This is a genomic window from Streptomyces griseoluteus, assembly GCF_004784465.1.
Lineage (GTDB): Bacteria > Actinomycetota > Actinomycetes > Streptomycetales > Streptomycetaceae > Streptomyces > Streptomyces griseoluteus.
In genome coordinates this window covers 12,350-33,413 of sequence record NZ_SRRU01000003.1, presented here as the reverse complement: position 1 = coordinate 33,413, position 21,064 = coordinate 12,350, and the positions used below count along the sequence as shown (strand labels likewise).

The window sequence follows — 21,064 nt, the reverse complement described above, 5'->3', positions numbered from 1 at the left end:
CGCCCTCCGCCACTACCCCATGGTGCGGGCGGGGGCGAGGTCGAACTCCACATCCACGACGCCGTCCACGGCCCTGGCCAGCCCCGCCGCGACGGGCACGAGCGAGGTGTCCCGGACCTGGCCGACGAATGTCACCACACCGTCGTTCACCTCCACATGGACGGTGGACGCGGGCGGCCGGAAGAGGTGCGAGACCACCTCGTGCCGTACCTCTTCCGCTATGTCCGCGTCGCTGCGGAGGAAGACCTTGAGCAGGTCCGTCCGGCTGACGACACCCGCCAGCAGACCGTCGTCCCCCACGACGGGCAGCCGCCGGACGCCGTTCTGCGCCATGGTGCGTGCCGCTTGGGCGAGAGGTGCCTCGGCATGGACCGTCACGGCGGGAGACGACATCAGCTCCGCCGCGGTGAGCGCCTCGGCCTTGGCCGCGTCACGCCGCCCGAGCAGTGCGGTTCCGCCGGGTCCGGGAGCGTCCCACACCTCCTCCTTCGGCAGCAGGTCCGCCTCCGAGACCACGCCGACCACGCGGCCCTCGCCCTCGATCACCGGCAGGGCACTCACCCGCCGGTCCTGCATGAGCCGGACGATCTCCTTGAACGGGGCGTGCGGGCCGACGGCGGCGACCGTGCAGGTCATCACATCGCCGACTGTGCGCGGGCTGCCGTACATGGTGTCTCCTCGGACCTCGCGGGGCGGGCACGGCTCTTTCCAGGGTGCGCCGGGAGTGGGTGAGCGGCCATGCGAAGACTCGGGCTCGTCGGACGACAGTCCGGGCAGGACTCCGAGCAGGTCCCTGCGACTGATCACGCCCACGAGGACGCCCCCGGCGTCCACGACCGGCAGGCGCTTGACGTGCCGCTCTGCCATGATCCGTGCGGCGTCGGCCACCGGTGCGCCGGAGCGGACGGTGACGGCCGGAGCGCTCATCAGCCGCTCGGCCGTCCGGGCCCCCGCCTTCGCCAGATCGGCACCCCGATGCAGACGGGTGAACGCGGCCGGGTTGTTGTCCCAGAACTCCTCCTTGGGCAGCAGGTCCGCCTCCGACACCACCCCGGCCACCCGGCCGTCTCCCTCCAGGACCGGAACAGCACTGACATGCCACCGCTCCATGCGCTCCACGATGTCCTTGAACAAGGCGTTTCGTCCTACGCCGACCACGGCCCGGGTCATGACGTCGTCCACTCGGTACCGGCTGCTGTCCATGAGTGTCTCCCTTGCGCGGCGAACCGGGCTCAGCCGAGGCGGAAGCCCGTGATCAACTCGGGGCGGATACGCGCCACTTGCTCCGTGTCGTGCCATGGCTCCCACGCCTCCAGACGTGCCCGTACGCGCTCGATCTCGTCGGGGGCGGTCACCAGGCGCGCGTAGCCCACGACCACCACGCTCCAGCCGAGGTGAGTGGCCGCGTCGATGCAGTCGGCCTGATACGCGACGACGACACCACGGCCGTCGGACCCCTCACCGTGCGGCGTGAGGGCGGCGCCCTCGTGGGTCCGGATCACGATGTCGCCGTCGTCCAGCAGGTGACCGACCGGGCGGACGCTGGGCAAGGCCTGCCGGGTGAAGACGAGTCTTCCGAACGTCACGCCGGCCAACAGCCGCAGCGCCTCGGCCGGTCCGAGCTCGACGGGTCGGCGTGGGGGAGCGTGATCGCGGGCCATGTGTCTCTTCCCGGCTGTGAGTGGCTCCTACGGCGACCCGTGGAACTCGGGGAATCGATCCGGTAGGCCGACGGAGCCATTTCGCGGTGCGGGCAATGCACCTGTTGGTGATTCCACTGTCCTCCGCGGCGGACGTGTGTCCGAGTGCCGGTCGGGCCCGGTCAGGGGGCCGGGTGTCCCTCGTCCCCTCACCCGGCGTCGGCCGCGGTGAGCCGGCAGTCCACGCCCACCACGCCCTCCACCCCACGCATCATGCGGGCCGCCACACCGATGGAGGCCGCGTTCCCGACCCGGCCGGTCACCGTGACGACACCCTCGTCGACCACGATGTGCACGGGTTCGACCGGGGCCGGGAAGAGGACGTCGACGACGTCGCGGCGGATCTCGTCGGCGAGATCCCAGTCCGGCCGCAGGAACAGTTTGAGGAGGTCGCCCCGGCTGACGACGCCGTCGAGCAGCCCCTCGGACGTCACCACCGGCAGCCGCTTCACCCGCTTGACGGCCATGATGCGCGCCGCCTCGGCGACGGTGGCGTCGGCGTGGACGGTGACGGCCGGAGTGGTCATCAGTTCCCCGGCCGTCACCGCGCCGGCCTTGGCCAGGTCCGGCATCCGGCGTAGCTGGGTGAGCCGGTCCGGGACGCCGCTGCGGAACTCCTCCTTGGGCAGCAGATCGGCCTCGGAGACCACACCGATCACCCGGCCGTCCCCTTCCAGCACCGGCAGGGCGCTGACCTGCCACTGTTCCATGCGCTCGACGATGTCCTTGAACAGGGTGTGGCGACTCACCGCGACGACCGCACGCGTCATCACGTCGCTCACCCGGTGCGGGGTGCCAGTCATGGTCAACTCCTCGTGCCGAGCTCCTCGGTGCCCGGTCTGACGGACGGCCGGTCCTCTCCATCGGCTCTGATCCCAGCGTGCGCGCCGCCCGGGTCCTCCACCACGGGACACTCGGCCCCGAGCCGGGACCTTCGGCCCGCACACGCCCGGCGTGACGCCCGTGCGGGAGCGGGGCTCCGCCTTCGTCAGAGCGCTCGCAGCGAGGTGAGCGCGGCTTCCGGATCGGCCGCCCGCGGCCGGGGCGACACCTCCCGCGCTCGTGCCACGGGTTCCACCGGGCTCGGACTGGCCATCGTGGACGCCGTCGCGCGGGCCCATGAGGGCCGGGCGGAGGCCGCCGGCACGGCCGGCCGAACCTGCTTCACCCTCGTTCTGCCTCTTCCGGATGACCATCGGGGTACCAGGCGGCCGTGAGCGGCGGAGGCAAAGGCTCATGGACCGGAGGACCTGAGCGAGCGAAGGGCACGCGACTCGCACCGTTGTCTGTGCCGTGACAATCGCCCCCGCCGCCGGGCACGCTCAGGGCCGGTCCGCGTCCAGGGTGACGGGCTGACCGGTGGTCCGCCGACTCCCGGTGTCCCGGCGGGACATCGTCAGGTAACCGACAAAGCCGAGGATCGCCACGGTCCAGGACACCGTGACCGGGCCGACGCCCCAGCCGAGGCCGCCGTGGGCGGGGGACGCGGCCATCCAGTCGGCGATCGACGCGCCGAGGGGGCGGGTCAGTACGTACGCCGTCCAGAACGCGGTCACCGCGCCGAGGAGGCCCATGCGGTGTGCGACGGCCGGGACCGCGATCGCCACTCCGAACAGGGCGATCGATCCCAGGTAGCCCAGACCCGAGGAGGCCGTGAGGTCTCCGGCCGCGGTGCCGAGGGCGAAGGTGGCGAGAACGGCTGCCCAGTAGAAGGTCTCGCGGCGGCGGGTTCGGATGGAGTGGATCGACAGGGTGCGCTCGCGCGCGTGCCACAGGGCGAAGACCGCGCCCAGGGCCATGACGAACAGCGGTGTGGACAGGGTGTAAGGGACGCCGAGAGCGACGTGGAGAACGTCCGCGGTCATCGTGCCGAACACGCTGACCATCACGATCGCGGTCCAGTAGATCCAGGCCACGTACCGGCGCACGGCGAACTGGAGGGCGAGTGAGGCGGTGAAGGCAAGGCCACCGAGGGCCACGGCCGGAACCGGTCCGAGAAGACGGGCCAGGAAGTCGGACGCGGTTTCGCCCATGCCGGTGGTGAGGACCTTGACGACCCAGAAATAGACGGTCACCTCGGGCACCTTGTTCGCGCGCTCGGCCATGCGTGCGCGAGACCGGGAGGAAGGCCGGTGACCGATGACATGCTCTGTGCTCATGATCCGCACCCTCGCACGCCCAACTGTGCAGTTCCCAGGCCCCTTTGCCGTCGCTTTGGCAATTCCGGTGCAGGTATTTCCCCGCGTTGATCCGAATCTGAACACAACCTGAAAGGTGGGGCGGGAATTGCGGTCGGCGCCAGGAACGACTGCTATCAAAGGCAGTTTCACCCGCTCCGCGTCTGCGCCGCACTGCTCGTCATCACGCGTCGGTGCGCCGCAGGCGATACGCGGCACCGGTCAGCGCCAGCGCGGTCCAGGCGAGGAGGACCAGCAGACCGGCGCCGGGTGGCAGCGTGCCGGGGTCGGGGGTGACGGCGAACATCGACGCGCCCGCGTTGCCGGGCAGATAGGGGCTGATGCCGTCACGCCACGTGCTCGGGAGCAGGGTGATCAGGCCCGGGATCAGCATCAGCGCGGCGACCAGGGCCGAGACGGCGCCGGCCACGGACCGCAGGAGGGCACCCAGAGCGGTCCCGATCACGGCGACCAGGCACAGGTACAGCCCCGCGCCCAGCAGACTCCGTACGACGCCCGCGTGCGAGAAGCCCATCGCCGCGGGCGTGCCGGCGACGATCCGGCTGCCGGTCAGGAAGGCCACGAACGCCCCCGCCGTCGCGACGACCAGCGCGACCAGCCCGGTCACGGCCGCCTTGGACCACAGCACCGGGAGCCGGCGCGGTACGGCGGCCAGCGTCGATCGGATCATGCCCGTGGAGTACTCCCCGGCGGTGACCAGCACCCCGAGGACGCCCAGGGCCAACTGGGCGAAGTTCGCGCCGAAGAGGGACAGGCCCACGGCGTTCTGGCGGGCGAAGTCCTGGTTCATCTGCCCGGAGCCGATCTCGGACCGGTAGCGGAACGCGGCGATCAGCCCGAAGGCGACGACGAACAACAGGCTCAGTCCGAGGACGATCCAGGAAGAGCGCAGCGAGAAGAGCTTGGCCCACTCCGAGGCGACGACACGTCGGGCGGTCACCCGGTAGGCGGGACGGCCGTTCGCGGTGGGCGGTGCCTCGGTGGCCTCGGTGAGGGTGCTCACGCCGGCCCCCCGGCGGCCGCGACGACCTCGGCCGGGGTGCCGTGATATTCGACGGCGTCCCTGGTCAGTTCCATGAATGCCTCCTCCAACGAGACCTGGCGCGTGTGCAGTTCGAAGAGGGCGATCCCGTGCTCGGCCGCTCTCAGACCGATGTCGCGCGCCGACAGCCCGGTCACCTGGAGCTCCTCCGCGCCGGCCTGCCCGGTGATCTCCACGCCCGGCCCCGCCAGCACGTCCCGCAGCCGCGCGGGGTCCTGTGCGGCCACCCGCACGGTGGTCCCGCCCGCCTCGCGCACGAGCTCTCGCACGGTCGTGTCGGCCAGCAGCCGGCCACGCCCGACGATGATCAAGTGGTCGGCCACCAGAGCCACTTCGCTCATGAGGTGCGAGGACACGAACACCGTGCGCCCCTCCGCCGCGAGCGAGGTCAGCAGGTTGCGGATCCAGAGCACCCCTTCGGGGTCCAGCCCGTTGACCGGCTCGTCCAGCATCACCGTCCGCGGGTCGCCCAGCAGGGCCGCGGCGATGCCGAGCCGCTGTCCCATCCCGAGCGAGAAGGCACCGGCCCGTTTCCCGGCCACGCTGCCCAGTCCGGTGACGCCGATAACCTCGTCGACGCGCCGGCGGGGGATGCCGTGGGTCAGCGCCAACGCCCTGAGGTGCTGGTACGCCGAGCGGCCCGGGTGGACCGACCTGGCCTCCAGAAGGGTGCCGACCTCCTGGAGCGGCGCTCGGTGCTGCTCGTACCGGCATCCGTTCACCGTGACGGTGCCGCTCGTGGGGGCGTCCAGCCCCACGATCATGCGCATGGTCGTGGACTTTCCCGCACCGTTGGGTCCCAGGAAGCCTGTCACGGTGCCTGGCTTCACGACGAAATCCAGGCCGTCCACGGCGGTTTTCTCGCCGTATCTCTTGGTGAGTCGCCGAGCGTCGATCATTGGTCCGCCGCTTTCCTCGTCTTCTTCCGGGTCGCACAAGAATTGCCGTATCGATCTGCGGATAAACCGGGCCTCATGGAGTGTCGTCGCCCTGTTCAGGTTGCTGTCATGCCGCACGCCTGTTCCTGGACAGAGGCTCACCGTGACGCACGCATGCGCACAACACGGTTCGCCGCCGTCTTCTGGAACAGCCCGTACGCGAGCACCGGCATGAGCAGGTGGGGCTTGTCGGGCAGAGCCACCGTGAGCATGACCGCGCCGGCGCTGCTGTTGTTCATGCCGCACGCGAGGGTAAACGAAGTGGCGGAGGGAGCGTCGAGGCGCAGCAGCCGGGCGATCCCGTGGCCGGCACCGAAGGACAGCAGGCAGACGAGGCCGGCCGCCGCCAGCGCGGCCCCCAGCAGGAGGGGGCGTGGACGGGCGAGGAACGGACCGAGCGCACCGCTGGCGTTGAGATAGGTCAGCGTCAAGGAGCCGACCAGGGCGGCGGGGACGACGACGGTCACCGCCTTGGCCGCCCAGGTGCCGGGCAGCAGCAGTCGGCACAGGAGTCCGGCCGCGCAGGGAAGGACCACCGCGGTGAGAGCGGAACCACCCTGCGGTCCGGAGCGGCTCCCGATGAGCGCGTGTCCGTTAGCGGTGGTCAGGAGGGGGCCCAGAGCGTCCAGGACCAGGGGGACGGTGAGCGGACTGAGCAGAGTCGAACCGAGCACGATCCCCACCATGGTCGGCTGATCGCCTCGGCCGTTGCCCGCCCACACCGTCGCACCGGCGGCGACCGGCATGGCCACGATCACGGCCATCGCCGTGACCAGCCCGGTGCCGCCGTCCGTGTCGGGCGTCTGCCGCAGCAGGAAGGCCACGACCGGGATGGTCAGCAACGGGATGGTCAGGCGCAGGAACAGACCGGCGAGCAGAGCGCGGGGACGTCTCAGCAGTCCGCCCGCGGCCCCGAGAGGGACCTGCAGGCCGGCGGCGAAGAGCACGAGGCCGAGCAGTGCCGGCGTGGGGGACACCGCCAGGGCGCCGGCCGGGAGCAGCGGGTGCGGGTGGCGCAGCCACATTCCGGGGCCGGGCAGGAGCACCGCCGCCGCGTAGGACACGGTGACGGCGGAACCCAGTCGCCGGTGCAGCCACCTCGTGGCCCGGCCCGCCGGGAAGCATGCGTGATCTCGCGTGGACAACGCGTCCTTCTTCCGTCGATCGCGGAGAGGGGCCAGGGCTGCCATGCTGCGCGTACGCCGCGCGGTCCGGGTCCGGTGGCGCGCGACGGTCAGGATTCGTTCAGGTGGCGAGTGGCACCGTGCGGCCTCATGACGTACGAGACATCAGAGCCCGCTCCCTCCGCCGGGACCGGCGGTCCGACCTGGGACGGGCACCGGCCGCGCTGGAACAAGGTCCCCGAGGTCACCGCCTACTTCTGGGTCATCAAGGTGCTGTGCACGACGGTCGGCGAGACGGCGGCCGACCTGTTGGCCGGGAAGGCGGGACTGGGCCTGACCGGTGTGTCCGTCCTGATGAGTGCCCTGCTGGCGGCGGTGCTCGTCGCCCAGTTCCGCACCCGGTCCTATCGCGCGGGTGTGTACTGGCTCGCGGTCGCCCTCATCAGCGTCGTCGGCACGCTGATCAGCGACAACCTCGCGGACAACATGGGAGTGCCGCTGGAGACCAGCACCGCGGTGTTCGCCGTACTCCTCGCGGCCGTCTTCGCGGTCTGGTACAGGCGGGAGCGGACTCTGTCCATCCATCACATCGACACCGTCGGCAGGGAGGCGTTCTACTGGCTTGCCGTCCTGTTCACCTTCGCCCTCGGCACGGCGGCCGGGGACCTGGTCTCCGAACGCCAGAACCTGGGTTACTGGCTGGCCGCGGTGCTGTTCGCCCTGGCCATCGCGGGGATAGCCGTCGCGCGTTTCGCACTTGCCATGAACGCGGTCCTGAGCTTCTGGATCGCCTACATCCTGACCCGCCCCCTCGGCGCGTCCATCGGCGACTACCTCTCCCAGCCCTCCGCCGACGGCGGCCTCGGCCTGGGCACGGTGGTGACGAGTGTTCTGTTCCTGGTCGTGATCCTGGGACTCGTGATCCGTCTGAGCGTCACCCGTAAGGACACGCGGCTCAGCGAGCGGGCAGATCGATCGTGAAGCGTGCTCCACATGTGTAGCCGGAGTCGAAGGAGACCTCGCCGCCGACGGAGCGGGCCAGTCGTCTCGCCAGGGGCAGCCCCAGACCCGCTCCGTCGTGCCCGTCCTCCCGGTCGGCGCGCCGACCGGGAGTGAACAGGTCGCCCACGAAGTGCTCGGGCACGCCGGGGCCGTCGTCGGTGACGTCGACGCGGACGCCGTCGGCGGTCCGGCGCGCCGACACCGTCATGCACGCGCGGGCGTAGCGGACGGCGTTGGCCAGGAGGGGGCTGAGAATCCGCTCCAGCAGAGCGGGGGGCGCGGCCACGTACACGGCGGACTCCTCGGCGTGCAGCGTGCTTCTGACCTCGCCGGTCGGGCCGAGGTCCGCGAGCATGCGTGTCAGTACCGGCAGTACGTCGGTGGTGCCGGGAACGCTCGTGCCGTCCAGCGCCCGCTCGCGGGCGTCCTCGAGGAGCGCGTCGCAGATGCCGCGCATCGTCCGGGCGGCCTCGGCCAGCCGCTGATGGGTGGTCCAGGTCTCCGCCTCGGACCGCGGCCGGGCCCGCCACCAGTCGAGTTCCACGACCATGCGGGTCAGCGGAGTGCGCAGCTCGTGGGACAACTCGCCGGTCAACTGCCGCTCGTGCCGGAGCACGGAACGTATCCGGTCCAGCAGCACGTCCAGCGAGCCGCCCAGCCTGGCCAGTTCGACCGGGTGGTGCGCCGCCCCGAAGCGCTCCTCGGACCCCACCGCACCCCACTGGGCGGCCTGGTCGGTCATGGACTGCACGGGACGCAGCGCCCGGCCGACCGACAGCCGGGTCAGGACGTACGTACACACGAGCATCACGGCGTCCAGGCCGAGGGAGGCCGTCAGCAGGGCGTCGGCCGAACTGCGGTAGGGGCCGAGGCTCAGCGCGGTGACGATCGTGGCGGCGTGGGCCCCCGGCATCGGCAGCGAGCACAGGCGGACCGAACCGGCGACGGTCGTGCACCGCTCCCGCCTCGTACCGGCCATGTCGCCCGCGACGGCGGAGAGACGGCCGGCCGGCGATGGCGTGGCCGACGGCCGCTCCAGCAGCCGGCCGTCCGCGAAGATCCACACGTTGGTGTCGAGCAACTGGTCGTTCACACTCTCCCGTACCCGCGCCCGGGGGCCGCCGGTGTCGACGGTGGTGGCCACCGCCTCGGCCCGGTTGCGCAGTTCCGCGTCCGCCTGGGCCCGCAGGTGCCGGGTGATGGCCAGGTTGAACACGACGGTCAGCAGCGTCATGATCAGCGCCGCGGTGGTCAGCGCCACCAGGGACAGCCGGCCCCGCAGGGTGCGCGGGGTGAGTCGATGTACCAGAGGTGTCATGACAAGCGGTGCCCGACCCCGCGGACAGTGGTGATCGACAGACCGCTTCCCGCCTCCCGCAGCTTGCGACGCAATCGTGAGAGGTACTGGTCCAGCGTGTTGTCACTCACGTAGGCGCCCTCGGGCCAGCCGGCGCGTACGAGGTCGAGCCGGCGCACGATGTTCCCCCCAGCCGCGACGAGTGAGGCCAGCAGCCGGAACTCGGTCGGCGAGAGCGTGACGGGCGCACCGGTTCCGCTCGCCATACCGTGGTTCACGGCATCCAGCACGAGGCCGGCGTGCGACACCGTCGGCGGGACGGCGGACCGCTTCAGCACCGCTCTCAGTCGTGCCGTGAGTTCGGCCAGGTGGAACGGTTTGGACAGGTAGTCGTCTCCTCCGGCGGAGAAGCCCGACAACCGGTCGGTGATGTGGTGCCGGGCGGTCAGGAAGATGACCGGAGCGCGGAACCCGTGGGCGCGCATCGCCTGGCACACGTCCCGCCCGTCCGAGTCGGGCAGACCGATGTCCAGCACCGCGGCCTCGACGCCGGTCTCGGCGAGGCGCAGCGCCGTCGCGCCGTCGGCGGCCGGCACGGGCTCGAAGTCGGCGGACAGGCCACGGCGCAGCGCGTCCCGCAGCGCGTGGTCGTCCTCGACGATCAGGATCTTGGGCCGCATGATCCTTCCCCGGTGCTCGGCCGGGGCTCGCCACCCGCGAGGAACAGGCCGGGCAGCCACCGGGCGGCCACCCACAGGAACACTCCCAGCCAGCCCGCCGCGAACAGCCAGCCTCCGGCGACATCGGTGAACCAGTGCACCCCCAGGTAGGCCCGGCTCAGCCCCACAGCCGCGCCCCAGCAGCCGATGAGCAGCCACAGCACCGCCTTTCCCCGTGGGGCGCGCAACGAGACCGCGACCAGCAGGAGTCCGGCCGTGAGCGCGGCCGTCGTGCTGTGCCCGGAAGGGAACGCCCAGCCGGAGGCTTGCGTCGCCCAGTCCTCGTACGGTGGGCGGGGCCGTCGAGCCAGCTCCATCACGCCGTACCGGAGGGCCTGGCCGGTGCCCAGGCAGACGACGCCGAACAGGGCGGCGCCGAGGCGCTGGCGGGCGGTGCGTCCCGTCACGAGGGCGGCCACCACGACCAGCGCGTACGGGAGCACGCCGGTCCCGGTGGCGGTCACCGCGCGTGCCAGGGCCAGTGCCGTGGCCGGCCGGTGGTCGAGCGACCACTCGAGAAGATCGCGGTCGAGCTCCAGTGGCGCGCCTCTGCCGCCGACGGCCACTGCGGCCAGCACGCCGAAGGCGGCCCAGACTCCGAGCGCGACGCTCCCGGCCAGATCCGCGGCCTCCCGGTGCCTCACGCGACGGCGTCGATACAGGTGGACATGAGACGGGGCCCCTTCCTCCGCGCACCGCGACGTGAGCACACAGACCCGCACGGCGACTACAAAGCTGTAGACGGTCTACAACACAGTAGACGATGCGGAGGGGAGAGTCGTTCCCGAAGGTGCGATGCCGGGCGCCCGTCAGTCGGCGGGTGCTTCGCCTTGGGCGACCTCGACGTCCTGGTGCAGCCGGACGGCTCCGGCCAGCGAAGACGCCCCGGCTGCCGTGCAGACGAGGAGCATGGCGAGCAGAACCGGAGCCACCCGCCGTACGGGCGCGGGGGCGAGCAGGGCCCTGACTCGGGCCGGGACCGGACCACTGGCGGCGCCGGGGGTCAGCGTGCGAGTGGCGGCGGCATCGCGGGCGCTCTTGGCCGCCAGGGCGGCGCGCCCGACGGCTTGAGCCGCTGTGCCGCGGTCGCCGCAGCGCCGGGCCGCGGCTTCGTCGGCGGCACGCTCCGCGGCGAACGAGACGTGGTCGGCGACAGTGGTCAGGGCTGGGTGGCACCAGCCGGCGAACTGGGCGAGGCACAGGAAGAGGTGGTGCCTGGCGGCGAGGTGAGCACGCTCGTGCGCGAGCAGCGCCTCGCGCTCCACGGGCCCCAGGGCGCGCAGCATGCCGGTGGTCACGACGATCCGGTCCGGCCGGGCCGGTCCGCCCGGCAGCGCGAACGCGTCAGGACGGGGGTCGTCCAGGACGCACAGCCCTCCGGCGTCCGGGAGGCCGTGGACGAGGCGACGCACGACGCGCAGGCGCACCACCTCCGACGCCGTCCCGTGCGCCACGCGGACAGCGGCCGTGAACAGTGCGCCGACGGCGAGTGCCGATACCCCGAGGACCAGTGGCCGCGGGCCCGCCGTGAGCGGCCGGATCAGCTCCGCGAGTGCGGCTGCCGGAGGAAAGGCCAGGGCCAGTGGCAGCAGCAGGACGCCCAGGCTCGCCACGACTCCCACGGCCAGGGCGGTCGTGGCGCAGGTGATCGTCCACAGCGCGATCTCGGGCCGGACTCTCTGGGTGGTGCGGCGCGCCAGCGGCGCCAGGGCCCAGGGCAGGAGGAGGGGGATCAGCAGCAAGGTGATCAACGACCGCCTCCCTCCAGCAGGCGCTTCAGCTCCGCCTCGTCGGCGGCGCTGAGTCCCTCGACGAACCGGGCCAGTACCGTACTGCGGTCGTCGTCCTGGTCCAGTTCCCGGTGCATGCGCTGAGCGGTCAGGCCGTGGGAGTCCTCCAGCGCGAAGTAGAGGAAGCCGCGCCGACCCGGACTCCGTCCCACTGCCCCTTTCTCGTGCAGCCGTGCGAGGAGCGTCGCCACCGTGGTGCGGGCCAGCTCCTGGGGTATCGCGGCTCGCACATCGGCGGCCGACTGCGGCTGATCCGCCGCGCACAGAGCCGCCAGCACGCTCGCTTCCAGCTCGCCGGCGGGCCTGCGCTCACCCACTGCGTCGGTCATGGAACCTTCCCTTCCTCCAGGTCGTCTACAGTGAAGTAGACCGACTACAGTCCTGTAGACGCAAATGGGTCGACGCCTCGTTCCCCCGTGAGGCCCCGGTCCGTCCGTGTCCGGTATACCCGACAGCCGCCACCGAAGGGGCCAGCGCCGATGACGCTCGCGCACCACGCAGCACCCCCGCTCCAACTCGCCGTGAACGTCCTCGACGCCCAGTCGCTGCTGGCCACCTTCGGCACGCTCGGCATCGCCGTGGTCCTCTTCGCCGAGACCGGTCTTCTGATCGGGTTCTTCCTGCCCGGTGATTCTCTGCTGTTCACCGCCGGTCTGCTGTGCGCCTCGGGCTCCGCCGGAGGGTCGGTCCACCTCTCCCTGGCCTGGGTCCTCGTCGCGGCCGCAGCCGGCGCACTCACCGGAGCCCAGGCCGGCTATCTGCTCGGCCGCCGGGCCGGCCCGGCCCTGCTCAAGCGTACGAAGTCGCGCAAGGTCAGTGAGGCCGCCGACAGGGCCGCGGAGATCCTCGAACGGTACGGACATGCCAAGGCCGTCGTGCTCGCCCGCTTCCTCCCGGTCGTGCGGACCGTACTGAACCCGCTCGCGGGCGTCCTGGCCGTCCCGGCCCGGACCTTCGCCCTCTGGCAGGTCGTCGGTGGGCTGGTGTGGACCGTCGGCCTGGTGCTGGCGGGATACGGCCTCGGCGCGTCGGTCCCGAACGTCGACCGCTATCTGCTGCCGATCATCGCCGTCATCGTCATCGTGTCGCTCATCCCCGTCGGGCTGGAGCTGCTGCGCTCCCGCCGCTCCCGCGGTGCGAACGGGGGCGCGTGATGGAGACCGCGAGCACCGCTCAGGCGTTCGACGGCTCGGGTATCGACGGCGCGGTCTATGTCGACGTGGTCGACGCCGCGCACCGTGCGCCCTCCTGGCTGGACTGGCTCGTCTCGGGCTACTCGGCCTACGGGCTCGCACTGTTCGCCTTCCTGATGGTGATCGGCTGGTGGCAGGCCCGCCACCGGGACGCGGCGCAGGCCGTGAAGGCGCTGGCCGCGCCCGTGCTCACCGTGCTGGCGTTCGTCGCCAGCACCTTGCTGAAGCAGGCGGTGCGGGAGAACCGGCCCTGCCAGTCCCTGCACGTGATCACGCTGGAGGCGTGTCCCGCCGTCGGCGACTGGTCCTTCCCCAGCAACCACGCCACCCTGGCGGCGGCCGCGGCGGTGGCCCTGTGGTTCGTCAGCGCCCGCCTCGGTGTGATCGCCACGATCGGCGCGTTGGCGATGGCGGCCTCCCGTGTGTGGGTCGGTGCTCACTACCCGCACGACATCGTCGCGGGCCTTGCTGTGGGAGCGCTCGTCGCGGCATTGCTCGCACTGCCCCTCTGCCGGAGCGCCGACGCCCTGGCCGGGCTGCTGATCCGGGGGCGACTGCGTCCGCTCGTCGCCTCCTGACCTCTGCGGGGGCATCTCGCGTCCGAGCTCCGGCTCGCCCGTGCGTCGGGCGAGCCGGAGCTCGGACTTTGCGCCCTTGGAAGGGCCGGCCTCACGCCTCCCGCACAGGCAGGCCCTCGATGGATCGAGGCGCGCCCGGCAGCCCCCGGGCCCGCAGCCCGGAAATGTCGGTCGGTGAGGGCTGTTTCGCTTCGGAGGCCGGAGGGGACTCGCATGGCACGCCGCCGGAGGGCCGAAGTTCCGTCCGGGCGGCATGACCCTTCATTCAAGTGGTCCGTCTCCCGTTCACCTCACCGCACGTGAGGAGCACTCATGCAGACAGACACCAGCTCCACCTCCCGCCTCCGGCACGATCCGCTCGTACGCGGCCTGGGCTGGGCCAGTGCGCTCCTGGGTGTGCCCCAGGTCGCCGCCCCGGAGAGCTTCGCCCGCGCCCTCGGCGTGAATGGCGGCTTCCGGCATCGCGCGGCCACGACGGCCGTCGGTGTGCGCGAGCTGGCGGCGGCGGCCGGCCTGCTGGGAAGGCCGCACCCCGCCTGGCTCTGGACCCGCGTCGGCGGCGACGTCATGGATCTGACGATGCTGACCCGTGCCCTGAAGAACCACGACGGGCGTGGCCTCAGCCGCACCGTCGCCGCGACCGCCGCGGTCACCGCCCTCACAGCCACGGACGTCTACGCGGCCGTGACCCGCACCCGTAGGAGCACCCCCATGGAACTGACCGGGGCCACCACCGTCGTCAAGCCCCCGGACGAGGTCTATGCCCTCTGGAGCGACCTGGAGCGGCTGCCGGAGTTCATGGCGCACCTGGAGGAGGTGCGCGTCACCGGCCCGGGCATCTCTCACTGGCGGGCAACCGCGCCGTTCGGCAGGACGGTCGAATGGGACGCCGAGACCACGGAGGAAATCGCCGGCCGGCTGATCGCCTGGCGGTCGGTGGAGGGCGCCGACATCGACAACTCCGGCGAGGTCCGCTTCGTGCCCGCCCCCGGCGGCCGGGGCACGGAGATCCGGGTGACCCTCCGCTACCACCTGCCCGGCGGAGCGCTGGGCCAGGCCGCGGCGCGCTACTTCGGCGAAGAACCGCACCAGCAGCTGGACGACGACCTGCGCCGCTTCAAGCAGATCGCGGAGGTCGGCGAGGTCGTCCGCTCCGAGGGCGCACCCGGCGGCAAGCGGGCCCGCGGCGAGTTCCCGCAGCACCCGGCCCGACCGCTGACCGAGGACGAACTGAAGGAGGCCCTGGCATGAAGGCGAACTGCTGGACCGGACGCAACTCCGTCGAGGTGCAGGACGTCCCGGACCCCTCGATCCTCAACAGCCGCGACGCCATCGTGAAGATCACCTCGACGGCGATCTGCGGCTCCGACCTCCATCTGCTCGACGGCTATGTCCCCACCATGGAAAAGGGCGACATCATGGGCCACGAGTTCATGGGAGAGATCATCGAGGTCGGCCCCGGCGTCAGCGACAAACTGCGCGTCGGTGACCGGGTCGTCGTGCCGTTCCCCATCGCGTGCGGCGCCTGCGCGGCCTGCCAGGCGAAGCTGTACTCGTGCTGCGAGAACACCAACCCGAACGCGGGTATCTCGGAGAAGTTCTTCGGCCACCCCACCGCCGGGATCTACGGCTACTCCCACCTCACCGGCGGCTTCGCCGGCGGCCAGGCCGAGTACGCCCGCGTGGTGCTCGCCGACGCCAACGTCCTGAAGATCGGGCCGGAACTCACCGACGAACAGGTGCTGTTCCTGTCCGACATCCTGCCGACCGGGTACATGGGCGCCGACATGTGCGACATCCAGGAAGGTGACGTCGTCGCCGTCTGGGGCGCCGGTCCGGTGGGCCAGTTCGCCATGGACAGCGCCCGGGTCCTGGGCGCGGAGAAGGTCATCGCGATCGACAAGGAGCCCTACCGGCTCGACATGGCCGCCGCCCAGGGCTACACCACCATCAACTTCGAGGACACCGACGTACGCTCGGCGCTGCTCGAACTCACCGGCGGCCGGGGCCCCGACAAGTGCATCGACGCGGTCGGCATGGAGGCCACCCACGGTGCCTCCCACATCCACCTCTACGACCGCGCCAAGCAAGCGGTCCGCTCCGAGACGGATCGGCCGCACGCCCTGCGCCAGGCCATCCTGTCCTGCCGCAGCGGCGGCGTGGTGTCGGTCATCGGCGTCTACGGCGGGATGATCGACAAGTTCCCGGCGGGTGCCTGGATGAACAGGTCCCTGACCCTGCGCACCGGGCAGTGCCACGTGCACAGGTACATGAAGCAGCTGCTGGGTCTCATCGAGCAGGGCAAGATCGACCCCACCCGGATCATCACCCACCGGCTGCCCCTGTCCGAGGCACCGACCGGCTACGACCTGTTCAAGCACAAGAAGGACGGCTGCGAGAAGGTCGTCCTCTCGCCATGAGGGCCGCACCGATGAACCGCGGCGCCCTGTCTGACTGACGCCGGCCGGTCCGGCAGGGCGTCGCCCGGGAGCCGGGTGCCGGGCCCGGTCGGCCGATTGCGAGGGCGTAGCCCCTCCCTCCGTCCGGGCCAGCGACGCCGATCGGGGTGACCCCTCAGTCGGTGCCCTCGGTCTCGGGGCCCGACAGGCTGACGACGCCGTCGAGTTCGGCCAGCTCCGCCATGAGCCGGTACACGTCGCCGGCGCCCTCGATGGACAGGTCCACCCGGGTGTTGCCCGTCGCCGGCCCGGCTTCCCCGCCGTCGTCCCGCAGTGTGCGGTCGATCCGGACGTTCACCACGAGGAAGCCCGCGGCGGTGCAGCGTTCGAGGACACGGGGCAGGACCCCGCGTCGGGGCAGGTAGGACAGGCGTAGATCGGTCTCCTCGACGGTGGAGATGGCCGGGATGCGACGGGTGAGCAGGGGATAGCCGCGCACGATGAGGAGGTAGGCCCCGGTCACGGCCAGCGCCAGCAGCCAGAGCCCGCCACCGCACGCCATGCCGACGGCCGCCGTCAGCCAGACCGTGGCGGCCGTGGTCAGCCCCCGCACGATGTCCCGCCGTACGAAGATCAGGCCGCCTCCGATGAAACCGATACCCGAGACGACTTGTGCCGCCACCCGGGAGGGGTCCAGGCTGACGTGCGACAGACCGAGCACGCTGTCGAAGCCGTGCTGAGAGACCTCCATGAACAGGGCCGCCCCCAGCCCCACCAGGGTGTGGGTGCGCAGGCCGGCACTCTTCTGCTGAAACGCCCGCTCCAGACCGATGACCGTCGACAGCACCAGAGCCAGGCCGAGTTCGGCGAGCTGCCGCAGCCCTTGGCCGGTGCTCGGGTTCCACAGCAGCGACGCGCTCCAGTGCACGGTCTCTCCATCACAGTCCGTCCGGCCATCCGACGAGCCCGGCCTCGCAAGGCCGCGCCCCTGCCACCCTGACACGGCAGACGCCCGCCGAGCGGCGCCGCTCCGGAGCGGGCACGTAGCTCACGGTTTCCATGGCCTCGTCGAGCCAGTCGTGGGGGAAGGCGCCGTCGACCAGGACCGCGCCCAGGGCACGTTCCGGGTTGCGGCCAGCCCAGTGGGCCGCGACGACCGCCCCGTAGGACCAGCCCACCACGAGTGCCCGGTCCACCCCCTTGGCCGCGAGAACGGCGCCGGCGTCCCGGACGGCCGCCTCGAAGGAGTGGTCCGCCGCGAACGCCTCGATCTGCCGCGGGCCCGCTCGCCGTAGGTGATGTGCTGCCACGGGACGCGGAGATCAGCACCGTACGGGGCGACATCCGGATCACCGAGGCGCGGCGCGGCACGGCCGAAAGCATCACTCGCGCCGCCGAACAGGCCCGCGAGGTCCTCCACACCGGACCGGGCGCCCCCTCACACGACGCGCCCCGCCCGGGCCGCGACCAGTCATCCCGCCCCGCTCCCATCCTCTCGACCGGCCCGTGGGCGGCGTGTGCCGTGAACACGGTCGGCCGGAACTCCTCGAGCCCGCGCCTGGGCCGACCGCGCGCGAGACGCCCTGCGCTTGCTCGGCGGGCGCGAACTGCGCAAGCCGGCCCTGGCTGGATGATCACGGGCCCCTCAGGCTGACGCGGTCTGGCGGGCCCTCAGTTCTGTCCGCGTCGCCGCGAGCCGGTCCGCGCCGTCGTCGGTGAGACGGACGAGGACCTGGCGCTCGTCGTGCGGGGAGCGCTGCCGCGTGACCACGCCGGCCGTTTCGAGCTGCTTGAGCCTGCGGGTGGTGCCCGCAGGCCGGACTCAGCCGGGCACTCCAGCCCGCCACTGCTCGAAGGCCGTGAAGTGCTCCAGCAGCGTGGCGAGATGGTGCTCGCCCTCGGCGTAGAGGGAACCCACGTGGGAGAGGGGGACGACCGTGGGCAGGGGGTCCTCGCCCGTTTCCTCGTCGGCGTCCAGCGCGTCCGTCTCAGGGGCCGTCAGGCCGTCCCGCGGGTAGGTGAGGCGGGGTGAGCCGGGCCAGTCGTCGCCGGGGCGGGGGCCGTCGGGGGACCAGGCCCAGACGGCGCCGTGGCGGCGGACGGCGATTTCACCCAGGTACCAGGCGGCGGCCATCAGGACGGGGTCGTCCTGGTGGTGGTAGATGTCCTCCCAGGTGCCGTAGCGGGAGAGCAGGAGCCGTTCCAGGCGGTCGAGCGAGGCGGGGGAGTAGTCCCAGTCGCCGCCGGTCTCGGCGGCCAGGGAGTCGAAGGCGGTGCGCGCCGCTTCCAGCCATGCGTTCAGGCGCGGGTTGTGGTGCCAGGCGGGGTCGTCGATGCTGCGCATGGCGATGACTCTACGACCCGTACGACCCGTAAGACCGGATGTAACAATCCTGTGCGCGCCGGGAGTTGACGCAGACATGCAACGCGACGCGATGGCTAGAGTGAGGAAATCGGCGCCACAGTCACGGGGGCCCTGGCGCCGACCGTGAACCCGTATTCGCAGGGCTCCCGTTCGGAGAACCCTCGTGACTCAAGTGATAACGGCGTCGCGCCGCCGCGTGTGGCCGCGTGCCGCGCTCGCGTTAACCGCGGCGGGCGTTCTGACACTGACCGGCCTGCCGGGTCTGCACGGCGACCTCGCGTACGCGGCCAAGGGGAAGCGCTGCGACAGTCTCCCGGGCGTCACCAGTACCCGGCCGGGCACCAACAACCTGCCCTGGGACCGCGGCCTTCAGGTCCGTGCCCCGAGTGAGCGGGACTCCTACACCTACGACGCGCCCCGGCAGAGCTTCGACGGACTCACGCTGCCCGGAGACGCCGAGAACCCCACCGCCGAACAGGCGGCGCAGCGCGCCAAGTTCCTCGCGAAGTTCGACAAGCCCTACACCTCCTACCCGGAGAACAGCGAGGAGCGCGTCTTCGCCCGGTACAAGAGCTACCTGAGCAACGGGAACCCGAAGTACAAGACGTTCGCGGACTGGCTCGAGGGCGGCTACATCATGCCGCACAACAACAACAAGCGCGGCGCGGCCTTCGAGACGAAGGTGATCAACGATCTCGGCCTGGTCGGCGAGGACTGGCTCTGCCAGGAAGAGATCGCCATCAAGGACAAGAACGGCAAGCCCATCATGGTCAGTGATGGCAAGGGCGGCCAGAAGCCGCTGGTGCGCAAGTTCGACGCCGTGAACTACAAGACGGGACAGTTCCTGGAGTTCAAGGCCGGACCCGGCCGTGACACCGGACAGGACCTGGCGAACAGGAGATTCCTGGAGGACCCGCGCTTCCAGAACGGCGAGCTGGCCAGGAACGGCCGCATCTCCTACGTCAACGGCCAGTCCAAGGACTCGGCCACCACCAAGTACCTCGGCCGGATGGCCGAGCAGTACAAGGGGACCGACGGACAGCCCCGCGTACGCGCCTACGAGCACCTTTCCACGGACGTGCCCAAGTACAAGTCCGTCAGCTACAAGCACGTATCCGGCACCACCAGGCCGGACCCCAACTTCGCCGCGAACGGCAACAACCGGCTCGGCGGCGCGGCCTCACGCACCATCGGCCAGTCCCCGGAGACGCCGAAGGAGATGGCCGACCGCATCCGCCGCCTCGGCGGCAGCGGCCCCGCGCGCTTCGGTGTCCGCGGCCCCGGCGGCGTGGACTTCTCCACCCTCGATCTCGCCTACGTCGGCAAGCCCGTCAAGGGCAAGGGGCTGCCGTACGCCTTCTCCGCGGACAAGGTGCAGGACGAGACCCAGGACAAGGGCTGGGGCGGCAAGGCCAAGGCCCAGCTCATCTCCGACTCCTTCTTCACCTGGCTCGCGCTCACGCCGGACAAGTTCTGGGTCAACCTGAACCCCGACCAGCCCGACCAGATCATGGACAAGACCTTCGGCAAGACCGACGCCGGCCGTGTCCTGCTCCAGGCCGACCTCCAGATGAAGCACGACTACGCCAAGGACGTCGACTACCGCAAGGACCCCGGCAAGCAGTACGCCGAGGCCATGCGCGCCGCCAACATCCCCTGCGGCGACACCATCCGGCTGTGGATCACCCCGAAGACGGCCAAGGTCCGCGCCGACGACGGCGGTCTCTACATCCTCGACACCCCGCTGAAGGTCAACGTCGACCACATCGACCGTGAGACCCCCGACCCCAACGGCAACGACTGCAGGCTGACCCAGGCCCAGCGCGACACCGCGAACGGCCTGCTCAAGCAGTACATCATTCCGGGCGTCGAGAAGAAGGTGAACACCTCCGCCGACTACGCCGACCTGCGCCGTGTCTACAGCGCCCGCGTGGCCGCCGAGTACGTCCGCCAGAGCGACGCCGAGCAGGCCGGGGACTACCACACGGTCATCAACAGCGGTGACGTCGCCCGCTGGCCCGTACGTTCGCCCAACCGGTCGTGGACGCCCAAGCAGACCTGGGACGACTACATGAAGTCCTTCACCAAGGGCGACTACTCGCTGCCCTGCGAGGTGGGGGGCCAGCAGAAGATGTGCGTCATGGGTGGCGTCGACTTCGGCAAGGCGCCCAAGCAGAACATCACCCGCGTGGAGTTCAAGGCCCAGCACCCGAACCTGGAGAAGACGACGAAGATCGCCACGGAGGGGCAGACCGAGAGCGCCGACAACCCGGCGCTCGCCCTCCTCGGCGGCGGCAGCGCCTTCGCCGGTGACGGAGGCGGGTCGACGCCGACTCCGACGCATTCGTCCGAGCCGACCCATCGGCCCTCCCCGTCTCCGACGGACCACAGCAGCACGCCTCCGGCGAACCACACCCCGTCGCCGAGCCCCTCCACCCCGGCCGGCGGTCCCACGCCACCGGCCACCCCGCCCTCCGACGGCAACGGTGGCGGCGGTCTCGCCGCCACGGGTACCCAGGTACTCGCTGTCGCCGGGCTCGCCGCCGCGCTCCTCGCGGCCGGACTCGGCCTGCTCTGGGCCAAGCGCCGCAGGACCGGCCGGCAGTAACCGGCACCCGAAAGGAATCCCGGCCCCGCATCCACAGCACCTCGGATGCGGGGCCGAGGGTTTTGCCCCCGAGAGCAGCCGTACAGCATCAGCCGTCGCCGCGGGCCCCTC

The 21,064-nt window shown here is 71.3% G+C and carries 21 protein-coding genes and 2 pseudogenes; 6 read left to right on the top strand and 17 right to left on the bottom strand.

Going from position 1 to position 21,064, the window contains the following annotated elements:
- Positions 1-12: 12 nt before the first annotated feature.
- From E5082_RS08965 to E5082_RS08925, 8 genes and pseudogenes are all read right to left on the bottom strand, one after another.
- A complete protein-coding gene (locus E5082_RS08965) occupies positions 13-669 on the bottom strand; it encodes a CBS domain-containing protein (RefSeq protein ID WP_135791192.1) in 657 nt (218 codons plus the stop codon).
- Positions 670-777: 108 nt separating this feature from the next.
- Positions 778-1,203 (bottom strand): annotated as a pseudogene (locus E5082_RS08960) (CBS domain-containing protein); the annotation flags it as partial.
- A 29-nt stretch (positions 1,204-1,232) separates the two neighbouring features.
- Positions 1,233-1,661, bottom strand: coding sequence for a pyridoxamine 5'-phosphate oxidase family protein (locus tag E5082_RS08955; protein WP_135790754.1), 429 nt, complete (start codon positions 1,659-1,661; stop codon positions 1,233-1,235).
- A gap of 188 nt (positions 1,662-1,849) precedes the next feature.
- A complete protein-coding gene (locus E5082_RS08950) occupies positions 1,850-2,503 on the bottom strand; it encodes a CBS domain-containing protein (protein ID WP_135790753.1) in 654 nt (217 codons plus the stop codon).
- Between the two features lie 519 nt (positions 2,504-3,022).
- Positions 3,023-3,859 carry a COG4705 family protein gene (locus E5082_RS08940; RefSeq protein ID WP_229918775.1) on the bottom strand — a complete coding sequence of 279 codons (837 nt, stop codon included), beginning with the start codon at positions 3,857-3,859 and terminating at the stop codon, positions 3,023-3,025.
- A gap of 202 nt (positions 3,860-4,061) precedes the next feature.
- Positions 4,062-4,901, bottom strand: coding sequence for an ABC transporter permease (locus E5082_RS08935; RefSeq protein WP_135790751.1), 840 nt, complete (start codon positions 4,899-4,901; stop codon positions 4,062-4,064).
- Positions 4,898-5,839: an ABC transporter ATP-binding protein gene (locus E5082_RS08930; protein WP_135791190.1), complete on the bottom strand. Its 942-nt coding sequence runs from the start codon at positions 5,837-5,839 to the stop codon at positions 4,898-4,900. The genes E5082_RS08935 and E5082_RS08930 overlap by 4 nt, the downstream gene beginning before the upstream one ends.
- A 137-nt stretch (positions 5,840-5,976) precedes the next feature.
- Entirely contained in the window at positions 5,977-7,023 is a 1,047-nt protein-coding gene (locus E5082_RS08925) for a bile acid:sodium symporter family protein (RefSeq protein WP_229918774.1), read from the bottom strand.
- A 129-nt stretch (positions 7,024-7,152) separates the two neighbouring features.
- Between E5082_RS08925 and E5082_RS08920 the strand changes: the two genes are divergently transcribed.
- Positions 7,153-7,983 (top strand): COG4705 family protein, encoded by an 831-nt coding sequence (locus E5082_RS08920; RefSeq protein ID WP_135790749.1) that lies wholly within the window; start codon positions 7,153-7,155, stop codon positions 7,981-7,983.
- On the opposite strand, the gene E5082_RS08915 is transcribed toward E5082_RS08920, so the two are convergent.
- The 5 genes from E5082_RS08915 to E5082_RS08895 form a co-directional block, all read right to left on the bottom strand.
- Positions 7,958-9,322, bottom strand: a complete 1,365-nt coding sequence (locus E5082_RS08915; protein ID WP_135790748.1) for a sensor histidine kinase — start codon at positions 9,320-9,322, stop codon at positions 7,958-7,960. The two genes, E5082_RS08920 and E5082_RS08915, sit on opposite strands and share 26 nt — an antisense overlap.
- Complete coding sequence (locus tag E5082_RS08910; RefSeq protein ID WP_135790747.1) at positions 9,319-9,981, bottom strand: response regulator transcription factor; 663 nt, start codon at positions 9,979-9,981, stop codon at positions 9,319-9,321. The genes E5082_RS08915 and E5082_RS08910 overlap by 4 nt, the downstream gene beginning before the upstream one ends.
- The gene (locus E5082_RS08905) at positions 9,963-10,664 is read right to left on the bottom strand and encodes a phosphatase PAP2 family protein (protein ID WP_135790746.1); all 702 of its coding nucleotides are present in this window, start codon (positions 10,662-10,664) and stop codon (positions 9,963-9,965) included. The genes E5082_RS08910 and E5082_RS08905 overlap by 19 nt, the downstream gene beginning before the upstream one ends.
- A gap of 165 nt (positions 10,665-10,829) precedes the next feature.
- On the bottom strand, positions 10,830-11,771 hold the full coding sequence (locus tag E5082_RS08900; RefSeq protein ID WP_135790745.1) for a M48 family metalloprotease: 942 nt from the start codon (positions 11,769-11,771) through the stop codon (positions 10,830-10,832).
- Positions 11,768-12,139, bottom strand: coding sequence for a BlaI/MecI/CopY family transcriptional regulator (locus tag E5082_RS08895; protein WP_135790744.1), 372 nt, complete (start codon positions 12,137-12,139; stop codon positions 11,768-11,770). The genes E5082_RS08900 and E5082_RS08895 overlap by 4 nt, the downstream gene beginning before the upstream one ends.
- 150 nt (positions 12,140-12,289) lie before the next feature.
- On the opposite strand from E5082_RS08895, the gene E5082_RS08890 reads away from it, so the two are divergent.
- From E5082_RS08890 to E5082_RS08875, 4 genes are all read left to right on the top strand, one after another.
- Entirely contained in the window at positions 12,290-12,964 is a 675-nt protein-coding gene (locus E5082_RS08890) for a DedA family protein (protein ID WP_135790743.1), read from the top strand.
- Positions 12,964-13,581 carry a phosphatase PAP2 family protein gene (locus E5082_RS08885; RefSeq protein ID WP_135790742.1) on the top strand — a complete coding sequence of 206 codons (618 nt, stop codon included), beginning with the start codon at positions 12,964-12,966 and terminating at the stop codon, positions 13,579-13,581. Before E5082_RS08890 ends, E5082_RS08885 begins: the two co-directional genes overlap by 1 nt.
- Positions 13,582-13,893: 312 nt before the next feature.
- Positions 13,894-14,832 carry an SRPBCC family protein gene (locus E5082_RS08880; RefSeq protein ID WP_135790741.1) on the top strand — a complete coding sequence of 313 codons (939 nt, stop codon included), beginning with the start codon at positions 13,894-13,896 and terminating at the stop codon, positions 14,830-14,832.
- Positions 14,829-16,001 carry a zinc-dependent alcohol dehydrogenase gene (locus E5082_RS08875; protein ID WP_135790740.1) on the top strand — a complete coding sequence of 391 codons (1,173 nt, stop codon included), beginning with the start codon at positions 14,829-14,831 and terminating at the stop codon, positions 15,999-16,001. The genes E5082_RS08880 and E5082_RS08875 overlap by 4 nt, the downstream gene beginning before the upstream one ends.
- A 154-nt stretch (positions 16,002-16,155) precedes the next feature.
- On the opposite strand, the gene E5082_RS08870 is transcribed toward E5082_RS08875, so the two are convergent.
- The 4 genes and pseudogenes from E5082_RS08870 to E5082_RS08855 form a co-directional block, all read right to left on the bottom strand.
- Entirely contained in the window at positions 16,156-16,908 is a 753-nt protein-coding gene (locus E5082_RS08870) for an MgtC/SapB family protein (RefSeq protein WP_135790739.1), read from the bottom strand.
- A gap of 10 nt (positions 16,909-16,918) precedes the next feature.
- Positions 16,919-17,290: an alpha/beta fold hydrolase gene (locus E5082_RS08865; RefSeq protein WP_229918773.1), complete on the bottom strand. Its 372-nt coding sequence runs from the start codon at positions 17,288-17,290 to the stop codon at positions 16,919-16,921.
- Between the two features lie 347 nt (positions 17,291-17,637).
- Positions 17,638-17,790 (bottom strand): annotated as a pseudogene (locus tag E5082_RS08860) (transcriptional regulator, SarA/Rot family); the annotation flags it as partial.
- A 12-nt stretch (positions 17,791-17,802) separates the two neighbouring features.
- A complete protein-coding gene (locus tag E5082_RS08855) occupies positions 17,803-18,324 on the bottom strand; it encodes a hypothetical protein (RefSeq protein ID WP_135790738.1) in 522 nt (173 codons plus the stop codon).
- Positions 18,325-18,508: 184 nt separating this feature from the next.
- On the opposite strand from E5082_RS08855, the gene E5082_RS08850 reads away from it, so the two are divergent.
- On the top strand, positions 18,509-20,953 hold the full coding sequence (locus tag E5082_RS08850; RefSeq protein ID WP_135790737.1) for a hypothetical protein: 2,445 nt from the start codon (positions 18,509-18,511) through the stop codon (positions 20,951-20,953).
- The last annotated feature ends 111 nt before the right edge of the window (positions 20,954-21,064 follow it).